The organism is Geosporobacter ferrireducens (genome assembly GCF_001750685.1).
Taxonomy (GTDB): domain Bacteria; phylum Bacillota; class Clostridia; order Peptostreptococcales; family Thermotaleaceae; genus Geosporobacter; species Geosporobacter ferrireducens.
The window spans coordinates 3,555,077-3,573,278 of the sequence record NZ_CP017269.1 but is presented as its reverse complement, the minus strand read 5'-3'; the positions used below and the strand labels follow the sequence as shown (position 1 = coordinate 3,573,278).

General features: G+C 39.6%; 15 protein-coding genes and 1 riboswitch. Of the genes, 3 read left to right on the top strand and 12 right to left on the bottom strand.

What is annotated here, in order from left to right:
• Positions 1–70 precede the first annotated feature (70 nt).
• Complete coding sequence (purR, locus tag Gferi_RS16715) at positions 71–886, bottom strand: pur operon repressor (RefSeq protein ID WP_069978485.1); 816 nt, start codon at positions 884–886, stop codon at positions 71–73.
• Between the two features lie 262 nt (positions 887–1,148).
• Between purR and murC the strand changes: the two genes are divergently transcribed.
• Positions 1,149–2,534 (top strand): UDP-N-acetylmuramate--L-alanine ligase, encoded by a 1,386-nt coding sequence (gene murC, locus Gferi_RS16710; protein ID WP_069978483.1) that lies wholly within the window; start codon positions 1,149–1,151, stop codon positions 2,532–2,534.
• Between the two features lie 42 nt (positions 2,535–2,576).
• On the opposite strand, the gene Gferi_RS16705 is transcribed toward murC, so the two are convergent.
• From Gferi_RS16705 to Gferi_RS16690, 4 genes are all read right to left on the bottom strand, one after another.
• A complete protein-coding gene (locus Gferi_RS16705; protein WP_069978481.1) occupies positions 2,577–3,713 on the bottom strand; it encodes a hypothetical protein in 1,137 nt (378 codons plus the stop codon).
• Between the two features lie 309 nt (positions 3,714–4,022).
• Complete coding sequence (locus Gferi_RS16700) at positions 4,023–4,985, bottom strand: LCP family protein (RefSeq protein ID WP_069978479.1); 963 nt, start codon at positions 4,983–4,985, stop codon at positions 4,023–4,025.
• Positions 4,986–5,136: 151 nt separating this feature from the next.
• Positions 5,137–5,985, bottom strand: a complete 849-nt coding sequence (locus Gferi_RS16695; RefSeq protein ID WP_069978477.1) for a 3-hydroxybutyryl-CoA dehydrogenase — start codon at positions 5,983–5,985, stop codon at positions 5,137–5,139.
• 29 nt (positions 5,986–6,014) lie between these two features.
• Positions 6,015–6,794: a short-chain-enoyl-CoA hydratase gene (locus Gferi_RS16690; protein WP_069978475.1), complete on the bottom strand. Its 780-nt coding sequence runs from the start codon at positions 6,792–6,794 to the stop codon at positions 6,015–6,017.
• 198 nt (positions 6,795–6,992) lie between these two features.
• Between Gferi_RS16690 and Gferi_RS16685 the strand changes: the two genes are divergently transcribed.
• Positions 6,993–7,496 carry a peroxiredoxin gene (locus Gferi_RS16685; protein ID WP_083273605.1) on the top strand — a complete coding sequence of 168 codons (504 nt, stop codon included), beginning with the start codon at positions 6,993–6,995 and terminating at the stop codon, positions 7,494–7,496.
• A 35-nt stretch (positions 7,497–7,531) separates the two neighbouring features.
• On the opposite strand, the gene Gferi_RS16680 is transcribed toward Gferi_RS16685, so the two are convergent.
• The 4 genes from Gferi_RS16680 to Gferi_RS16665 all read right to left on the bottom strand — a co-directional run bounded on the left by Gferi_RS16680 (position 7,532) and on the right by Gferi_RS16665 (position 12,503).
• Entirely contained in the window at positions 7,532–9,043 is a 1,512-nt protein-coding gene (locus tag Gferi_RS16680; RefSeq protein ID WP_069978473.1) for a leucyl aminopeptidase, read from the bottom strand.
• Positions 9,044–9,088: 45 nt separating this feature from the next.
• Positions 9,089–9,412, bottom strand: a complete 324-nt coding sequence (locus tag Gferi_RS16675) for a hypothetical protein (RefSeq protein WP_069978471.1) — start codon at positions 9,410–9,412, stop codon at positions 9,089–9,091.
• Between the two features lie 141 nt (positions 9,413–9,553).
• Positions 9,554–11,167 carry a putative manganese-dependent inorganic diphosphatase gene (locus Gferi_RS16670; protein ID WP_069978469.1) on the bottom strand — a complete coding sequence of 538 codons (1,614 nt, stop codon included), beginning with the start codon at positions 11,165–11,167 and terminating at the stop codon, positions 9,554–9,556.
• A gap of 130 nt (positions 11,168–11,297) precedes the next feature.
• Entirely contained in the window at positions 11,298–12,503 is a 1,206-nt protein-coding gene (locus Gferi_RS16665; RefSeq protein ID WP_069978467.1) for an aspartate kinase, read from the bottom strand.
• Between the two features lie 133 nt (positions 12,504–12,636).
• Positions 12,637–12,826: riboswitch (Lysine riboswitch) on the bottom strand.
• A gap of 369 nt (positions 12,827–13,195) precedes the next feature.
• On the opposite strand from Gferi_RS16665, the gene nhaC reads away from it, so the two are divergent.
• Positions 13,196–14,608 (top strand): Na+/H+ antiporter NhaC, encoded by a 1,413-nt coding sequence (gene nhaC, locus Gferi_RS16660; protein ID WP_069978465.1) that lies wholly within the window; start codon positions 13,196–13,198, stop codon positions 14,606–14,608.
• Between the two features lie 107 nt (positions 14,609–14,715).
• On the opposite strand, the gene Gferi_RS16655 is transcribed toward nhaC, so the two are convergent.
• From Gferi_RS16655 to Gferi_RS16645, 3 genes are all read right to left on the bottom strand, one after another.
• The gene (locus Gferi_RS16655) at positions 14,716–15,375 is read right to left on the bottom strand and encodes a hypothetical protein (protein WP_069978460.1); all 660 of its coding nucleotides are present in this window, start codon (positions 15,373–15,375) and stop codon (positions 14,716–14,718) included.
• Between the two features lie 132 nt (positions 15,376–15,507).
• On the bottom strand, positions 15,508–16,881 hold the full coding sequence (gene lpdA, locus Gferi_RS16650; protein ID WP_069978458.1) for a dihydrolipoyl dehydrogenase: 1,374 nt from the start codon (positions 16,879–16,881) through the stop codon (positions 15,508–15,510).
• Positions 16,882–16,912: 31 nt separating this feature from the next.
• The gene (locus Gferi_RS16645) at positions 16,913–18,190 is read right to left on the bottom strand and encodes a dihydrolipoamide acetyltransferase family protein (protein WP_069978456.1); all 1,278 of its coding nucleotides are present in this window, start codon (positions 18,188–18,190) and stop codon (positions 16,913–16,915) included.
• Between the last annotated feature and the right edge of the window lie 12 nt (positions 18,191–18,202).

Below are 18,202 nucleotides of genomic sequence, written 5' to 3'. Positions count from 1 at the left end.
CCAAGAACAAATTTACAAATAATTTGATCTTTTTTCTAAAAACCATCCTTTAGCATCTTTTTTTCATAACCTAGACCAAATTTTCATTAGGATATACAAGGATTCGTCCTTTTTTTTCATCTACATTCTGTAGAATTAATAAAGGAATATACTGATCTACCAGCTTACTTTCCGGTTCACTGGTAGCAATCATTACCCCAATTCCTTTTACATTGGCCTCAAATTCTTTCATCATATCGATCATTCCTTTTGCAGTTCCTCCTGCTTTCATAAAATCATCGATAATAATTACATTCGCACCATTCTTGATAGCCCTTTTAGAAATTGACATGGTTTGGATCTTTCCTGTTGAACCAGATACATAATTGATACTTACCGTTGATCCCTCCGTTACCTTACTGTCTCGCCGCAAAATAATTAAAGGCACATTTAAGGCATTCGCAGTCATCAGAGCTATAGGAATTCCCTTTGTTTCTACGGTCACAACATAGTCTACAGTTTCTCCTATAAATTGACTGGCAAAGATTTCTCCCATCTTACGCACCAAAGCTGGATTATAAATGATATCCGCCATGTACAGAAATGTTCCAGGCACAATTCGATTCGACTCTGCTAATTTTTTGCAAATATCTTCTAATACCACTCGATTATTTTCACGACTGGTAAACGGAATATATTTAACTCCTCCTGCAGCCCCAGCAATGGTTTCAATCTTGCCTAAGCTTAAGTCCTCCATCATCTTTTTTGCAACTACTATATCTTCACTGATTGTTGATTTTGCTGCATTAAAGCGATTTGTAAAATAGCTGAGAGTAAATATTTCATTAGGATGATCAGAGAGAATTTTTATCAGCGCACCTACACGCTCATTTCTTTTTAGTTTCATAAACTACGCTCCAATCCGAATATTTTGATGTTCATTATATAATTTTATTCGTTTTTTGAAAAATATTCAATCACTACTTAAATAAATCTTTATCAAAAATAATTTAAAATAATAGGATGTATGATATAATTTGACTATCCTTCTCTCGAAAGTTTTCGATAGAAGTAGAATATACATATATTAATAGGTTTTTGTGTCAATACTATTAAATAATTTTTATACAAGAACCTTTTTAGATACAATTGAAAATGGAGGAAATAGAATGGTTAATTTTGATCTAAATGCCCACCATATACAACATATTCACTTTATCGGAATCGGTGGCATTAGCATGAGTGCAATTGCAGAAATGCTTCTGTCCTTTGACTATAAAGTATCCGGCTCCGATCTAAAAGCGTCTAAAATTACAAATCGACTACAGGCAAAAGGTGCTGATGTTATCATCGGACATAGTCCTCAAAATATTCAAGCATGTGATTTGGTGGTTTATACAGCTGCAGTAAAGGAAGATAACCCTGAATTAGCAAAGGCTAGACAAACCGGTATTCCAGTAATAGATCGTGCAGAAATGTTAGGCTTGCTAATGAAAAAATTCGACACCAGTATTGCAGTGGCAGGAACCCATGGAAAAACTACAACAACCTCCATGATCTCCCTTATTTTAGAACATGCAGGATTTGATCCCACGATTCTTGTAGGTGGTGAATTAGATGAAATTGGCGGAAATATCAAGATTGGTAAAGATCAATATTTGGTAACCGAAGCCTGTGAATATGTAGAGAGCTTTTTAAAATTCTTTCCTAAGATTGGTATCATCCTGAATATCGATGCAGACCACTTAGATTACTTTAAAGATATGGATCACATTCTTGAAGCTTTTAGTAAATTTGCCCAGCGGATTCCTTCAGATGGTTTTCTGATTGCCTGTAAGGATGATCTTCATACAGAAGCATTAATTGAAAAGGTCGATTGCCCAGTTGTTACCTATGGTATAAAGAAGGAAGCTGACTATCAAGCGAAAAATATTCAGTTTAATCATCAAGGATTCCCTATGTTTGACTTATTTTACAAAGGAGAATTCTTAGCTGCATTTCAACTCTCGGTTCCAGGACACCACAATATTAGTAATTCCTTAGCTGCAATTGCCTGCTGTCATATACTAGGCGTTCCTTTAGACAGAATGCAAGAGAAGCTTAATCGTTTTCGGGGAACCCATCGACGTTTTGAAAAACTTGGTGAAATCAACGGACTTACTATTATTGATGATTATGCCCATCATCCTACAGAAATCAAGGCTACGCTGCAAGCAGCAACGCAATATCCTCATCATAGCCTATGGTGCATCTTTCAACCCCATACCTATACACGAACAATCACGCTGTTAGAAGATTTTGCTGAAGCGTTTAAGGATGCGGACCAAGTGATTATAGCAGATATCTATGCTGCTAGAGAAAAAGATACGGGTATGATCCACGCGCGAGATCTGGCAAGTGCAATCGAAAAGCATCAAGAAAACATCACCTATATTGGTGGTTTCGAAGAAATTACACGTTATATCCTCACCCATGCCCAATCAGGAGACTTGATTATTACCATGGGTGCCGGTGATATTTATCAAGTTGGTGAAATGCTTTTAGGTAAAATTTAAAAAGCTTGAGGGATTTTAAAAATTTAAATCCCTCAAGCTTTTTTATTGTACATCGAATATACTTCTTACGGAGTCGGCAATCTTGTTGCTAAAATAGATCTTATCTTGATAGATGATATGATTCTGATAAACTTTTAAATCCACATGTTCCTTTCCTACAGTAAAAGTCATCATAAATGCCCACCGTTCCTCTTCCGGCAGCTCTTTTACTTCCTTCAAGCTGCATTTAAGAATCCATCTGGGAATTTCAACGGGATAATAAGTTTCGTCCTCGAAATCATAATGGTTTTGTGCATCCTCTACAACTACCTTTTTAGACTTTAGTAAGTATGCAATCTCGTGTGAATCCGTGGTAGGCTTTATAGGTAATTTCTTAGAGACATACTGCCAAAGCTCCGGATTGTATTGATAATAAGAAAAGCTATCTGGAGAATCCACGGATAATATTTCCTCGTTTATCAAATTAATCCCATAAGTTCTCTCTCTACTGGTGATAGATATATAGTAATCCGGATAGCTTACAGGAACTTCAATAAATTTATCTCTTGGCAATGGAGCCAACAGGGCAATGGCATCCAACAGATTAGGAATCTCTGCCTTATCAACAATCCACTTCCGGTTTTCATCCCTTGCCTCAATAAATGCACTGTCTGCTTCTTTAAAGGTTACACTGGCGTTATACCGTCCCATATAAATATGTTCCAGTAGATTGACCAGTTCTTTCATTTTTTGATCGTCCATTACAAAGTATTGCTTCATACCTTGAACCTGTTCTACGAGCAATTGATCTTCCATAATATGAAGCTTAGCATTCTTACTCTTCATATGCATAATAAAAATGAAATGTTCCTCTTCCAATTCTTCCGACTCCTTTAACTCAACTGTCATAAAGAAATCGGTTATCTTTTTTAGATCTTCGCCTTCTACTTCGATGGACTCCGCTGCACCTGGATTGCTTTCCAGCCAAACTTCCTCCAACCCTTCGAAAAGCTCCGGCAGATTAATCTTTTGAACTAAATTTTTTTCCTCCTGCACAATCCCAGCGGTTAATTTCTCTTCTAGCCGTTCTTTTTGATTTTGCTTTCCTCGTACAATATAAAAGGTAACGGATGCACTAATCAAAGAAAACATGATAAAACAAATAACAAAAACACCTACATTATTTCTCTTTTTTTTCATATTTTCTCACTCCTAGTTTTTCAAGATGCTCAATAAATTGAGCCTTTCTCTTAATAGCTTAACAGCCTGAATAATTGGTATTGTTTATTATACTGTCTTTCTTTTAAAAAATATACTTGTACCTATTTCTCTGCTGCTACAAGAATATTATTCGTCAAATTTTCTTAAAAACCTTTTGGGCACCTTAAACTTATTCGTTATCTTCTTAAGATGGTTTAGCTGTAATCACGATAAAAGGACGAAGCAGTGCACCCGTCCCTTATCAGCCAGTTGAATAAATTCATAAAATTCTTCATCACGCTAATTTTTCTACAAGTTTTCATCGGATCTATAGATTTCTAACATTAGTTGTTCCGCCTGTTCAGCGTTATGCAAAAAATAGGAAACCCCTTTTTCTGTACTTTTTCCAGGTAAAGAATGGGTTTTCAAATCCTCCGCTGTAATTCCCACTGCATCTTTTGCATATACCAATATCTCCCCTAGATCTATACTCGTATCAATATACTTAAAGATTGTATTGGCTACTACTGGAAGTCTGAATCCTAGTGCCTTTCCCCAGGCAGCCTTCATAAACTGCTGCTGCGCACGAATCCGACCCAGGTCCCCATCCGGATAACCGGTACCATTATTATTCTGTCTAAAGCGCAGAAAATTCATGGCATGTTTTCCATCTAAAACCTGAGTTCCTTTTTTCAATCGAATGTGTAATTCTGGTGTAGCATAGGGATCATCGTACTCCATATCCATTGGCACATTAACTTTTACGCCACCAAGAGAGTCGATAATTCGCTCTACCCCCGTGTATGTAACTTTAATATAATGGTGCACCGGCACGCCTGCTAATACGTCGCTGACCGCCTTCATGGTACCCTTTGTCCCTTCATCTCCATAGACAGAGTTAATTTTTTTCTTCGCTGCAGTATCTTTCCCCGGGCGCGCATAATAGGTATCTCTTGGTATAGAAATTATATCTATCTTTTTCGTACCAGGGCTAAAACTTGCAAAAACAATAGTATCCGTTCGGGGTCCTTCCATTCCTAGCAATACGGTATTAATGCGTTTGCTGTTATCTATAAGCTTTTCCAATTCTGTTTTTTCCTCTACTTCCTCTGGCTGTTCCGGATCACTATCAATGATCTCAGCCTGATCTCCGTCACTTACTACCACATCATCAGAAGATTGATGGATTTTAGAAAAAACCGCAAATCCTACACCAAGCGTAACGGTAAAACAGATTAAAGATATTAGAAAAACTTTTAACCAAGGTTTCATGTTTTTCCCCTTTCACGATTTCAGTATCTCTTTTATTGTATCACACTCAATTTATGAAGTGGATTAAAATTCTATTACAAGTTTATGTGAATTTTCTGATTTCTCTCTGCTTAAAATGATAAAAGGAGTCATAATAGACTCCTTAAATTTTTTACGCGTTATAGTTAAAGAATCCTTTACCCGTTTTTCTGCCTAGCAGCTTTCCACGAACCATCTTTCGGAGCAATGGATGGGGTCTGTATTTAGAATCTCCAAATTCACTATATAAGACTTCCATAATCGCAAGGCATACATCATTACCGATTAAGTCAGCTAAGGCTAATGGTCCTATAGGATGATTGGCACCCAGCTTCATAGCTTCATCAATATCTTCAGCCTTTGCTACGCCTTCAGCTAAAATTCCTATTGCTTCATTGATCATTGGAATTAGGATCCGATTTACCACAAATCCAGGGGCTTCTTCTACCTCTACCGGCGTTTTGTCCATGGCCTTTGTTAAACGAATAATGGCAGTCCTTGTTGCTTCATCGGTAGCTACTCCTTTTATAACCTCTACCAACTTCATAACAGGAACAGGATTGAAAAAGTGCATGCCAATCACCTTTTGGGGTCTGTTTGTGGCAGCCGCAACTTCTGTAATCGATAAGGAAGAGGTGTTGGTAGCCAGAATGGCTTCAGGCTTACAAATTTTATCGATTTCAGCAAATATCTTTTTCTTGATTTCCATATTCTCGGTAGCCGCTTCAATCACCAAGTCACAATCTGCGATATCCTCTAAAAAGATAGACCCCTGGAGATTTTTTAAAGCACTTTCCTTTTCCGATTCTGTCATTTTTCCTTTTTGAATACTTCTGTCAAGGTTTTTGACGATTCCCTTGATACCCTTATCAATAAACTCTTGACTAAGATCCCGCAAAACAACATTATAGCCTTTTTCAATCAATACCTGAGCAATACCAGCGCCCATGGTACCTGCACCGATTACACATATCTTATTCATACGCAATTCCTCCCTATGTAGTACACTCACTATTTTCCCTGAAATACAGGTTTTCGTTTTTCCAAGAAAGCACCCATGCCTTCCTTCTGATCTTCACTAGCAAAACATAGGCCAAAAAGATCTGCCTCTATCTGCGTACCTGTATCTATATCGGTTTCGATCCCTCTATTGATAGCCAGTTTTGCATAACGGACAGCCAATGGCGCTCGTTCTGCCATACGGCTGGCTAAAGCAAGTGCTTCTTCCATGAGCAGCTCCGGTTCAACCACTTTATTTACCAGTCCAATGCGCTCAGCTTCTCCAGCGTCAATCATATCTCCAGTGTAGATAAGTTCCTTTGCTTTTGCTATTCCTACCAGTCTAGGTAGACGCTGGGTTCCAGCAAATCCAGGCGTGATTCCTAAACCCACCTCAGGCTGTCCAAATTTTGCTTTACTGCTGGCAATACGGAGATCACAACTCATGGCAAGTTCACAGCCTCCTCCTAATGCAAATCCATTCACAGCAGCAATGACTGGCTTCTCCATACTTTCTATTTCTCCAAATACTCTTTGGCCCAGCATACCAAACTTTCTTCCTTCATCTCCACGCAAATCTTTCATTTCTGCAATATCTGCCCCTGCCACAAAGGCTTTCCCGACCCCTGTAATGATAAGAACAAGCACCTGTGGATCTTCTTCCAATTGTTTTACAGCCGCCCCCAATTCCTTTAGCAGTTGCGTGTTTAAAGCATTTAATGCCTCGGGGCGATTGAGTTTTATGATACCCACTTTTTCTTTTTGTTCGATCTCTATCATTTGTAAAGTCATAGGATTCCCTCCCTCATTAATAAAAATAACTTCTTCTAATTCTAATACTTGCCATCTACTTCAAATTATATCCTTATTTGCCTGAGATAGAAACCCTTACCCTAAATATTATATTTCCTTGGTTCTGTCTATGCAACATGCATACTATAGAAAACTGTTGGCAACACTGAAATTGAGCAAAAAATAGGAGGTGCTACCGTGTTAAAAATTGGACATCCTGCTCCAGAGTTCTCAGTACCTAGTACAAAAGGACAAATTTCACTAAAAGATTTTAAAGGAAAATGGGTTGTATTATTTTTCTATCCTCTTGATTTTACTCCTGTGTGAGGCACCGAAGTACCGGAATTTAACAAGTCTTTAAAATACTTTGACCAGTTAAATGCCGTAGTATTGGGTGCCAATACAGATAGTGTTCCAACCCATAATGCCTGGGCACAGCATTTGGGCGGAGTCAGTTTCCCCTTAATCGCAGATTATGATAAGAAGCTGTCTCAAACCTATGAGGTTCTCACAGAGGAAGCTGGAGGAATTGCATTGCGTGGTGTATTCCTCATTGATCCCGATGGATTTCTCCAATATCAGCTCATACAGAATTTATCTGTAGGCAGAAATGTGAAAGAAGTTTTAAGGGTATTAAAAGCCTTACAAACAGGCAAAGCCTGTCCAGCCAATTGGGAAGAAGGCATGGCTACCTTATCTTAAAGAAAAAACACCGGGCATGTACCGGTGTTTTTTCTTTACTTTATATTTTCCACTGCCAATACCTCTGCCAAATGAGCCAGCGTTCTAACACCTACGCCAGTAGGTCCCTTTACCCGGTATCCTCGTTCCTTCTGTGTACTTACAGTTCCAGCAATATCAATGTGCACCCAGGGTTTCTTTTCAACAAAAGCACCTATAAACAGTCCGGCTGTGATCATTCCTGCCCAACGCCCTCCTGTGTTTTTGATGTCTGCAATATCACTTTTAATCAGTTCTTTGTACTCCTCAAAGGCAGGCATTTGCCAGATCTTATCTCCGGCTCTAGCTGCAGCTTCTTTTACCTGAAGCCACAATGCTTCATTATTAGCCAGTGCACCTGTGGTCACATGCCCTAAAGCCACTACGCAAGCACCGGTTAAGGTGGCAATATCTATAACTTTATCTGCACCCTTTTGAATCGCATAAGTAATGGCATCAACCAGGATGAGTCTGCCTTCTGCATCCGTATTAATAATCTCGATTGTTTTTCCACTCATACTCTTTACCACATCTCCCGGCTTTTGTGCCGTACCCGATGGAAGATTTTCGCAGGCTGGAATGATTGCAATTATATTTATTTGAGGCTTCAATGCGCCAATTGCATCCATTGCTCCTATAACTGCAGCACCTCCTGCCATATCATCTTTCATTTCTTCCATTCCTTGAGCCGGTTTTATAGAGATTCCCCCAGCATCAAAGGTGATCCCCTTTCCTACCAATGCAATTTTTTCCCCCTGGGGTGTTCCACCATTGTACTCCATCACAATCAGTTTTGGAGGTTCTGCACTCCCTTTTGCAACCCCTATTAGGGCATGCATTCCCAGTTTTTCCATATCTTCTTTCTCGAGAATTTCTATTCTCATACCATGATTGACTGCTACCTTTTTCGCCACCCCGGCCATGACTGTAGGTGTCATCCTATTTCCCGGTTCGTTCACTAAATCGCGGGTTAGGTTGACTGCCTTCCCAAGTGCTGTACCTCTTTGAATTCCTTTCTGGATTAATCCATCCTCAACTGCATACTTTTTCAAAAGAAAAACTTCCTCAATTTCTTCCTGCTTCTTTTCAGTGCTTTTATATTTATCAAAGCGGTAGAGCGCCATCAGCACCCCTTCAGCTAAACTCTGGCCTAGTGCAACGGGACATAGCTTTTTCTCTAAATCTTCTTCTAAGCAGAAGGCTACTTTTTTATTTCCCAGCTTCCTCGCCGTTTTCACTGCACTTCCCAATACATTTCTAAGTATTTCTTCATCAACCTTTTCTTCTTCTCCCAAGCCCGCTAATATGAGGTTCTTAGGCGTAATCCTTCCCAACGTATGAATGACTTGAACCTCCATCGCTTTTCCTTCGAAGGTTTCCGTTATGATCATTTCACCAATAACACCACCTAGTTGGCGATCTAATTCCTTTATCTCTGGAGACAAAGTTCTTATTCCCCTATACATGCACAACACCAAACTGTCTGACGCCATATCCCCTAAAGCTCCTCTAACAACCCGAAATTCCATTCCCCTTTTCCTCCTTATATATAATAAATGTGTTCTCCTTTTCTATCAATGCATTAGACTTTCTAGCCAAAAACCGATGATTACAATGAATATACCCATCAGCGCTGCCCCAATTCCCTCGGCGCCGGCCTGAGGCTCTCTCCGCCGTTCCGGACTAGCAAACATGGCTTTTCTCATGGATGGCGTGCCAATCAGCAGGGCAATGGCAACAATCATCGTGACAATGCCTCCTCCCAGCACAAATATATAGGCCCCTTTAAGCACCGGCCAACCTCTTATGAAAGAAAAGATGATACCGATTGCAGCAAAAGCAGCAGCGTACAGTACCGCCCTGATCGAATAGCGAAAAATATACTTTATAAAGGACATTTGTTTCCCTCCTGCGGGGTATTCTCTATTATGATTACCATTTTATTCTACGATATGATGATAATTCCCTTTCTATTAAGAAATAATTTTATTTAGCACAACAAAATAAGGCCATAGATGCTATCATCTACAGCCTAACTTCTATTTCAACATTCTCAATGCATCTGCTAACTTTGGAAGTATCTGTTTTTTCCTGGAAACGATAGCTTGGACAAATACACCCTGCTGTGGCTCTATGTCAAAAGCTACAGCCAACAAACTTTCATTTGCACATTGATATAACAGGTAAGATCCTTCACTGAGGATATCCGTAATAACCAGAAGGGTTAAATAATAGCTATTATGTCCATGGACCCGTTGAATAAAATCAGTAAATTGATCCTTACGGTTAAAAACATCCTCTATATCTAAAGTAAATACCTGACTAATCCCGATCTTGACTCCTTCCAGTTGAAATTCTTTAAAATCCTTATAAAAGACTTCTTCAATGCTGTACCCTTCTAAAGAGGTACCTGCCTTAAACATTTCCATCGCATAGGACTCCAGGTCCAGGTTCAGTATTTTATTTAATGCTGTTATTACATTCCTATCCCATAGGGTTGTAGTTGGGGACCGCAGCAGCAGTGTATCAGAAACAATACCTGAAAGCAAAAGTCCCGCAATCTTTCGCGGAATCTCCTTTCCTGCCTCCATGAACAGATAATAGACGATGGTACAGGTACTGCCTACAGGCATATTTCGAAAACTGATGGGTATAGACGTAGAAATATCCCCGATCTTATGATGATCTACAATTTCAATAATCTCTGCCTCTGCCAGCCCTTCTGCACTTTGGGCATATTCGTTGTGATCTACTAGAATCACTTTCTTTTTCTGTGGATTGATGATATGTCTTCTGCCAATAAAACCTAAGAATTTTTGATCCCGGTCAATTACCGGAAAATTTCTGAAGGTTGTATGGATCATTTCATCCTTTACTTCTTCCAGGTATTCTTCTTCCTGAAACTGAATAATCCCTTGACGCTTCATGATGGAGGCGATGAAATTACATTGATTGATCAGCTTAGAAGTCATAAAGGTATCTATGGACACCGCCAAAAGATTCACCTTTTTCTCCGCTGCCATCTGCACGTACTTTTCGGGCAGTGTCTTTCCTCCCGTTACGAGGATTAATTGAACCCCTACTTCAATAGCATTTTCAATAATGCGGTAGCGATCTCCTACAATAATGACATCCTTCTGGCTCAAGGTTCCTAGAATCGTGTCATCATAGAAGGCCATTATTTTAATTCTCCCTTTGATTTCCTCACAAGCTTTTACTAGGATTTCACCGTTCAAGTCAGCAGCAAGATTCTCTAAAGAAGTTTCCAATGTATAAAAATCCCCTTTAATCAAACCCATAGCAATATCCTTCATGGTCACAATTCCGGCTAATCGTTCATCCTCATCTACAATGGGCAGTGTCTTGAGATTGCGTTCCTCCATCAGTTTATACGCATGCAGGATGGAAGCACTTGGCGAAATACCTTCCACACGGTCATAATTAAGATCCTTTAGCTGAATTTTTACGTTCTTAATAAGCTCAGGTACAGATACCTGAAAATAATCCAGTACAAACTTTGCTTCCTCTGTTAAATTCCCCAGAATGCACGGCACGGTGTCCTCTCCCAGCATGTTTTTCAGCTTAGAAAGGGCAATGGCTGATGTTACGGAATCCGTATCAGGATTTTTGTGTCCAAATACTAATAAGGGCATTTCCATTCTCCTTCATTGGTTTTGAAATAATATCCATACTTTTCTTTTCTTAATTTTCTTTCCCAAAGATTTATATTATCATACATTTATCCCAATAAAAAGACTACCTTTCAATGGTAGTCTCCCTTTCTTATAGTTGAAATTCTCTGGCAACTGCTTCTATCGCTTTCTGCTTATCTGCTGTATCAATCGCATAGGATATTCTGATTTCGGAAGTAGTAACCTGCTTAAATCCAATGTTGTGATCAGCAAATATTTTAAACATCTTTGCCGCAACACCGGATTGGCTTCTCATACCAATTCCTACTACCGAAAGCTTCGTAATCGCCGTTTCTACATCTACTTCAACACCCTCAAAACGTTCCTTGATTTTGTTCATAATCTCTTCAATAATATGTTGGTCATTTTTCGGCGCTGTAAAGGAAACATTCACAAGTCCATGAGAAGGCGCCGTCTGGCTGATCATATCAATGTTGATATCCAGTTTCGCCAGCTCCTCAAAAATAAAGGAAATATTTTTTATGTCATAAGGCACATGATTGATTGTAACCATTAAATCTTTATCGCTAACGGATAATCCTGTAATTGCTCTACTTTCCATCGTCACATCATACTCCTTTATATAAGTTCCCGGCCAATCTTCCGTACTTAACGCAACATAGATCGGCACACTATATTTCTGCCCAATCTCTACAGCCCTTGTTTCCATTACCCCAGCTCCTAAACTTGCCATTTCCAGCATTTCTTCATAGCTGATGGTATCCAGCTTTCTTGCTGTAGGAACTAGTCGGGGGTCTACCGAATAGATTCCATCCACATCGGTGTAAATCTCACAAGTACAACCCAGCTTTGCTGCTACTGCCACTGCTGTCGTGTCCGAGCCGCCTCTTCCTAGCGTAGTAATATCCCCATTGGCATTAACACCCTGAAATCCTGCTACGACAACAATTTTTTCCTGTGATAAGTACCCTTTAATACGCTCTGCATCAATATCTTGTATTCTTGCCTTTGTATGAAATCCTTCTGTGATGATTCCTGCCTGCAATCCTGTTAAGGACACAGAATCATATCCCATTTCATTAAGTGCAATGGACAACAGGGAAATAGATACCTGCTCTCCGGTTGACATTAACATGTCTAACTCTCTTCTGGATGGTTTGTCACTAATTTCTTTAGCCATCCCCAGCAGCATGTCTGTGGTTTTTCCCATAGCCGATACCACTACCACAACGCTGTCACCCTTTTCTCTGCGCTGCGCAACACGCTTTGCCACCGCTTTAATCTTCTCGATGGTACCCACTGAAGTTCCGCCGTATTTTTGCACTACAATCGCCATACCTTCATCCTCCTAATACAATTCAGATCTTTATCCAACTGCTTCACACGTCTGTTTCAAAAACAAAAAACAGCCTGAGCGCAAAAGGTACTCACAGCTGTTATATTAACAACAGAATACGACTTCTCCCCTCGTGTGAAATAGCCCCTCACTGGTAAAATGGGTCTCTACCAGTGACAGTCCTATATTTGTTCAATATAGTCCCAGCTCTAGAAATCGAGGCAGATTTCTATGCTTCGGCAATGATTCCTTTCCGGCAGGATCTACGACGTCCTCACTCTCCCCTACCGTACTGATAATACACTGCAACCTCTAAGACACAATCCAAAAAATCTTAAGTATACTTATTAAGTTTTTCTGTATTTTAACACATCCATTTTTTTCTGTCAACTTTTTCCCTCCTACCTGTTTTTCCTCTCAGGCCAGTCTCTATCATTGAAAACGTTATCCTACATTTTTTTAGTATTCTAAAAATTGTTTCATTGATTTTTATATTTATGCATTTTATTATAGATAATATGCATTGCATACTGCCTCTTTATCGCTTTATCACAGCATCCGACAATTTTTTCACAATGCATAAAATTCAAAAACATGGTATCGTTTTCTTGAATTTATGGATATTTGTATGCTATAATGTAACTACTTTAATTCAACATTGGCCTAATAAAACTAAGAAAGGGGAATACCCAATGGAAAACAGAATTCCTAGAAGAATTACTTTTCTTGAAGCAATGTTTGTTATTGTTTTCTTGATTGCAGCACTGATGAGCACGCTGATGTTATTCGGTGGAGACCCGCACATGCCGATCCTGGCAGCGACAGTAGTAGCATCTCTTATTGCAATCCGTGCTGGCTTTAAGTGGTCTGATATCGAAGAAGGTATCATAGATACAATCAGAATGTCTATGCAAGCTATACTCATACTAATGATTATCGGTGCGATCATTGGTACATGGATTCTGGCAGGTATCGTGCCAACAATGATTTTTTATGGACTTAAAATATTATCTCCAGGTATATTCCTTATAGCCACTTGTTTAATTTGCGCGATCGTTTCATTGGCAACTGGAAGTTCCTGGACAACTGCAGGTACTGTAGGTATTGCATTGCTAGGTGTTGGTGGAGGTCTTGGCATTCCACTCCCTATCGTAGCCGGTGCGATCATATCCGGCGCTTACTTTGGAGACAAAATGTCCCCGCTTTCTGATACTACAAACTTGGCCCCTGCAATGGCAGGCGCAAATCTATTTGACCATATTAAACACATGATCTTTACAACCGGTCCAAGCTTAATCATTGCATTAGTATTATATGGTATCATTGGATTCAGATACGCTGGACAAGATTTAGACGTAGCTGGAATCAACATGATTCTAGACACATTAGGGGATCAATTTGCAATTAACCCATTATTGCTTCTTCCACCTATTCTTGTTATTGCAATGGTTATTTTCAAGGTTCCTGCAATTCCCGGCCTTATTGGAGGTACGCTGCTTGGAGCAATCTTTGCTGCACTCTTTCAAGGTGCAGGCATGTCTGAAATCATCGATGCAGCACACTATGGGTTTGTTTCTGAAACAGGAATTGAAGCTGTTGATGAGCTGTTAACCCGTGGTGGCTTAGATAGTATGATGTGGACAATCTCTCTGATTTTAGTAGCAATGTCCTTTGGTGGAACATTAGAAAAAACAGGTATGCTTGAAGTAATCGCTGAAAAAATTCTTGCTTTTGCAAAGAGTACAGGATCATTAGTCACTGCAACTATTTTAACTTGTATCTTTACAAACTTAACAACAGGGGACCAATATCTTTCTATCGTAGTACCAGGTAGAATGTATCGTCAGATCTTCGCAGATCGTGGACTCCATCCAAAGAATCTTTCCAGATGCCTTGAAGATTCCGGAACATTAACCTCCCCATTGGTACCATGGAACACTTGCGGTGCCTTCATGATGAGCACCTTAGGCATCCATCCTTTCGCTTATCTGCCTTATACTTTCTTAAACTTAATTAATCCGTTAGTATCTATTTTCTACGGTTTCACCGGTATTACCATGGAGAAGCTGCCAGAAGTAGACACCCGTACCGGAAAGCAAAACTAATCCATTTTCAAACTACCTTTACCTCTAGGATAAAGGTAGTTTTTTATTTCCAAATAAGGGCTCTCCATATTTCATCATGTCCAAGTCCATGGTTTTTCATTCTTGCTTTAATTTTTGTAGCTCAAACCATATCCTGTAGCCAACAGACTTACTACTTCAGAAATGGACAGCGGCTGTAAGAAAGGAATATTAATAATTTGTGCTGCCCCATCCAATAAGAACAGGACTAGTGGAAAAGTAAGAAATATTAATCTTAACCTTGCTTCCTCATCACGGTTCGTCCTTGCAGCTTTGTATGTGTAATATACAAGAAACAACAGTACAATCCCTTGAACAAATCCCAGACCGAGTTTCCAGTAATACTCCAATCGAATTTCATAGCCTAAAAAAGCTGAAGGGACTATAGATACTTTAGCCGTTACAATAAACAAACAGTAAAATAAAAGCAATGGAATGAGACGCAGAACCAACTGGTGCGCTGCTGTTCTCTTCTTTCCGTATAGATAGTGTATGGTAAAAAAAAGAGATGTTGTAATTCCCATAGCTGAAAAAAGCAATGTCCTTTTCCATTTTTCCAAAACATACCATTGCCCACCCATTCCGAATAGCATCACTCCTATATATTTGAAAACTATTAGAACCATCATGCAGCTTACCATCCATTTTGTTATCCTGCAGTCTGTCCGTATCGCAACATAGATATTATTCAAGGCTATGCTCCCAGCCATGAGTGCAATCATATAATAGGCGACTGTCATCCACAACATATTTTCCCTCTCCGTCCTATACTTTATTTGTCTAATATATATGCGACAACAGGGAAAATTTAGTCTTATTTATATAGGAAAAGTCCTTCTTTAAAATAAAAGAAGGACTTTATTTTCTGTCACACTTCTTTCTTAATGGTGAATAGGCTTATGGATGGCTCCATGAGCTGCCTCCATCATTATTTCCGATAGGGTCGGATGAGGATGAATTGCCTGGGCTACATCATATACGGTCCCTTCCATCTGCATGGACACAATGGCCTCTGAGATCATATCTGTCGCATGAACTGCCATAATATGCACGCCTAAAATCTCCCCATATTGCTTTTCAGCTACAATCTTGACGAAACCAATACTTTCTCCCTCAGCCAGAGCTTTTCCGTTGGCACTGAGCGGAAACTTACTGATGGTAACATCATAGCCCTGTTTCCTTGCATCTTGTTCAGTCAAACCTACGGTAGCAATCTCTGGAAAACTATAAATACAGGAAGGTACAATCTCATAATTGATTTTACTTTCTTGACCAAATATATTTTCTACCGCTGTAATCCCTTCTGCTGAAGCCAGATGGGCCAATTGGTATTTTCCATTTACATCACCAATTGCATAGACTCCTGGTATATTGGTTTCTAATTTTTCATTTGTCCGAATGCCGTTTTTGTCCATTTCTAGTCCTAAAACTTCTAAACCATCTGTATTTGGCTTGCGTCCAAGGCTAACAAGAATCTTGTCACCATAGCATATCTTTTCCTTGCCCATTACCTCCAGCACTACGGATTTACCTTGTACTCTCTTGATTTGACTGTTGGTTATAATATCAATACCCTTATCGATTAGGTGCCGTTGGAGTCCTTCTGCTAATTCTTCTTCAACATTAGTCAAAATTCTAGCAGACCGTTGAACCAGCGTCACTTTACTCCCTAGTGCATTAAAGAGGGTTGCAAATTCAACAGCAATCACTCCACCACCTAAAATTACAACTTCAGCCGGCAAATCCTTCAGCCCCAGAGCCTCTTTACTGGTAATCGCTATACCCGCTTTTGCTGCTTCTTCGATTCCCTCAATTGAAGGCATTACCGCCCTGGATCCGGTAGCAATAATGAGATTTTTCCCTTTTAATATTTGTCCTCCTACGACCACCGTATTCTTATCCTGCAGCTTACCTATTCCTTGAAAAACTTCTACACCATTCTTTTTTAGTAGATTGGTCACGCCATTTACTAACCGCTTTACTACAACATCCTTCCGAGTATTCATTTGCTCCCAATTGACTCGGATCTTATCTTTATCAATACCATCTATACCAAAAAAATCACTTTTCTTTATTTCTTCATAAAGTCTTGCACTTTTTAAAAGCGCCTTGGTTGGAATACAACCCCAGTTGAGGCATACCCCTCCGATATCTTCTTTTTCAATCAATGCCACCCGGCCACCCATTTGTGCAGCCTTAATCGCTGCCACATAACCGCCGGGTCCGGCCCCAAGAATTATAACATCATATATCAATTGAACACCGCCTTTCTAAAAATTTGCTACTTTACAGCAGTGCAAGCTTGTAGGGGTCTGATAAATATTTTTTTAAAGCGTTGATAAATCTTCCTGCATCGCCCCCATCCACAATCCTATGGTCAAAGGAAAGTGACAGTGGCATCATATATCGAAGTACTAGCTTATCTTCCCGAACTACTGGTTTTTTTTCAATTTTTCCTATTCCAATAATCGCGATCTCAGGATAATTGATCACAGGAACACCAAAGGTCGAACCTACTGCTCCATAATTGGTAATCGAGAAGGTGCTTCCCTTTAATTCTTCCAGCTTCAGTTTCTTTGCTCTCGCCCTCTCACTAAAATCTTCCAAATTTTTTGCTAATTCAAAGATACTTTTCTTATCTACATCCTGTATAACTGGAACCATTAATCCTTCTTCTGTATCTACAGCAATACCCAGGTGATAAAATCTCTTCAACAAAAGCTCTTGGCGCTCCTCATCGTAAGAGCTGTTGAGCTTTTCATTTTCCTTTAATGCCAAGTATACCGCTTTCATGATGAAAGGCATAAAAGTAATGCTAATACCGTAATCCCCGATAAATTTTTCTTTTATTTTATTTCTAAAATTCACCAAGTCTGTTACATCCGCTTCATCCATGGCAGTAGCATGAGGTGCTGTATACTTGGACTGTGCCATCTTCTTTGCGATGGTCTTTCGCATCATACTAAGAGGTACTCTCTCAATATTGGAAGCTCTAGATTGCATGGCTTCAAAATTTTGTACAGGTTCTTCAATTACGGCTGGAGCAGCTTGATTTTTGCTCTCCTCTGCCGCTCTTCGAATATCCGCTTTCATAATTCTCCCGACAGGCCCAGTACCCTTTATGCCACGTATATCCAAACCCAAATCATGGGCCATTTTTCGCGCAACCGGTGTAGCCAAAACCTTTTGGGTTCTCTCATTCTCAAATGAAGGATTTTTTCTTCCTTCAGCACTAGACGGGATTACTTTTGAAGATGCCTCCAGTGCTCCCACTACACCCGCATTTTCTTCTTCTACTACTTCTATTTTAGGCTCAAACGAATCACTCTGATCGTCGATTTTAATAATTACCTGCCCTACATGGATCGTACCTCCTACTGGCGCCAGTTGCTCCTCAACTTTTCCTCCATAAGGTGATGGCAGTTCTGCATTAACTTTGTCAGTTTCTACCTCTGCTAAAGGGTCTCCTGCCTTCACCATATCGCCTACCTTTACATGCCATTTGAGAAGAATTCCTTCGTGGATACCTTCTCCGATATCCGGAAACTTAAACTCACGAATCATTAATATCCCCTC

Coding starts and splice junctions, on each gene's coding strand:
- Gferi_RS16695 (WP_069978477.1), bottom strand. CDS start 5,985: ATGAATAAGATATGTGTAATCGGTGCAGGTACCATGGGCGCTGGTATT.
- Gferi_RS16705 (WP_069978481.1), bottom strand. CDS start 3,713: ATGAAAAAAAAGAGAAATAATGTAGGTGTTTTTGTTATTTGTTTTATC.
- Gferi_RS16690 (WP_069978475.1), bottom strand. CDS start 6,794: ATGACTTTACAAATGATAGAGATCGAACAAAAAGAAAAAGTGGGTATC.
- murC (WP_069978483.1), top strand. CDS start 1,149: ATGGTTAATTTTGATCTAAATGCCCACCATATACAACATATTCACTTT.
- Gferi_RS16665 (WP_069978467.1), bottom strand. CDS start 12,503: ATGGCGATTGTAGTGCAAAAATACGGCGGAACTTCAGTGGGTACCATC.
- Gferi_RS16645 (WP_069978456.1), bottom strand. CDS start 18,190: ATGATTCGTGAGTTTAAGTTTCCGGATATCGGAGAAGGTATCCACGAA.
- Gferi_RS16670 (WP_069978469.1), bottom strand. CDS start 11,167: ATGCCCTTATTAGTATTTGGACACAAAAATCCTGATACGGATTCCGTA.
- Gferi_RS16700 (WP_069978479.1), bottom strand. CDS start 4,985: ATGAAACCTTGGTTAAAAGTTTTTCTAATATCTTTAATCTGTTTTACC.
- nhaC (WP_069978465.1), top strand. CDS start 13,196: ATGGAAAACAGAATTCCTAGAAGAATTACTTTTCTTGAAGCAATGTTT.
- purR (WP_069978485.1), bottom strand. CDS start 886: ATGAAACTAAAAAGAAATGAGCGTGTAGGTGCGCTGATAAAAATTCTC.
- Gferi_RS16680 (WP_069978473.1), bottom strand. CDS start 9,043: ATGGAATTTCGGGTTGTTAGAGGAGCTTTAGGGGATATGGCGTCAGAC.
- Gferi_RS16675 (WP_069978471.1), bottom strand. CDS start 9,412: ATGTCCTTTATAAAGTATATTTTTCGCTATTCGATCAGGGCGGTACTG.
- Gferi_RS16655 (WP_069978460.1), bottom strand. CDS start 15,375: ATGTTGTGGATGACAGTCGCCTATTATATGATTGCACTCATGGCTGGG.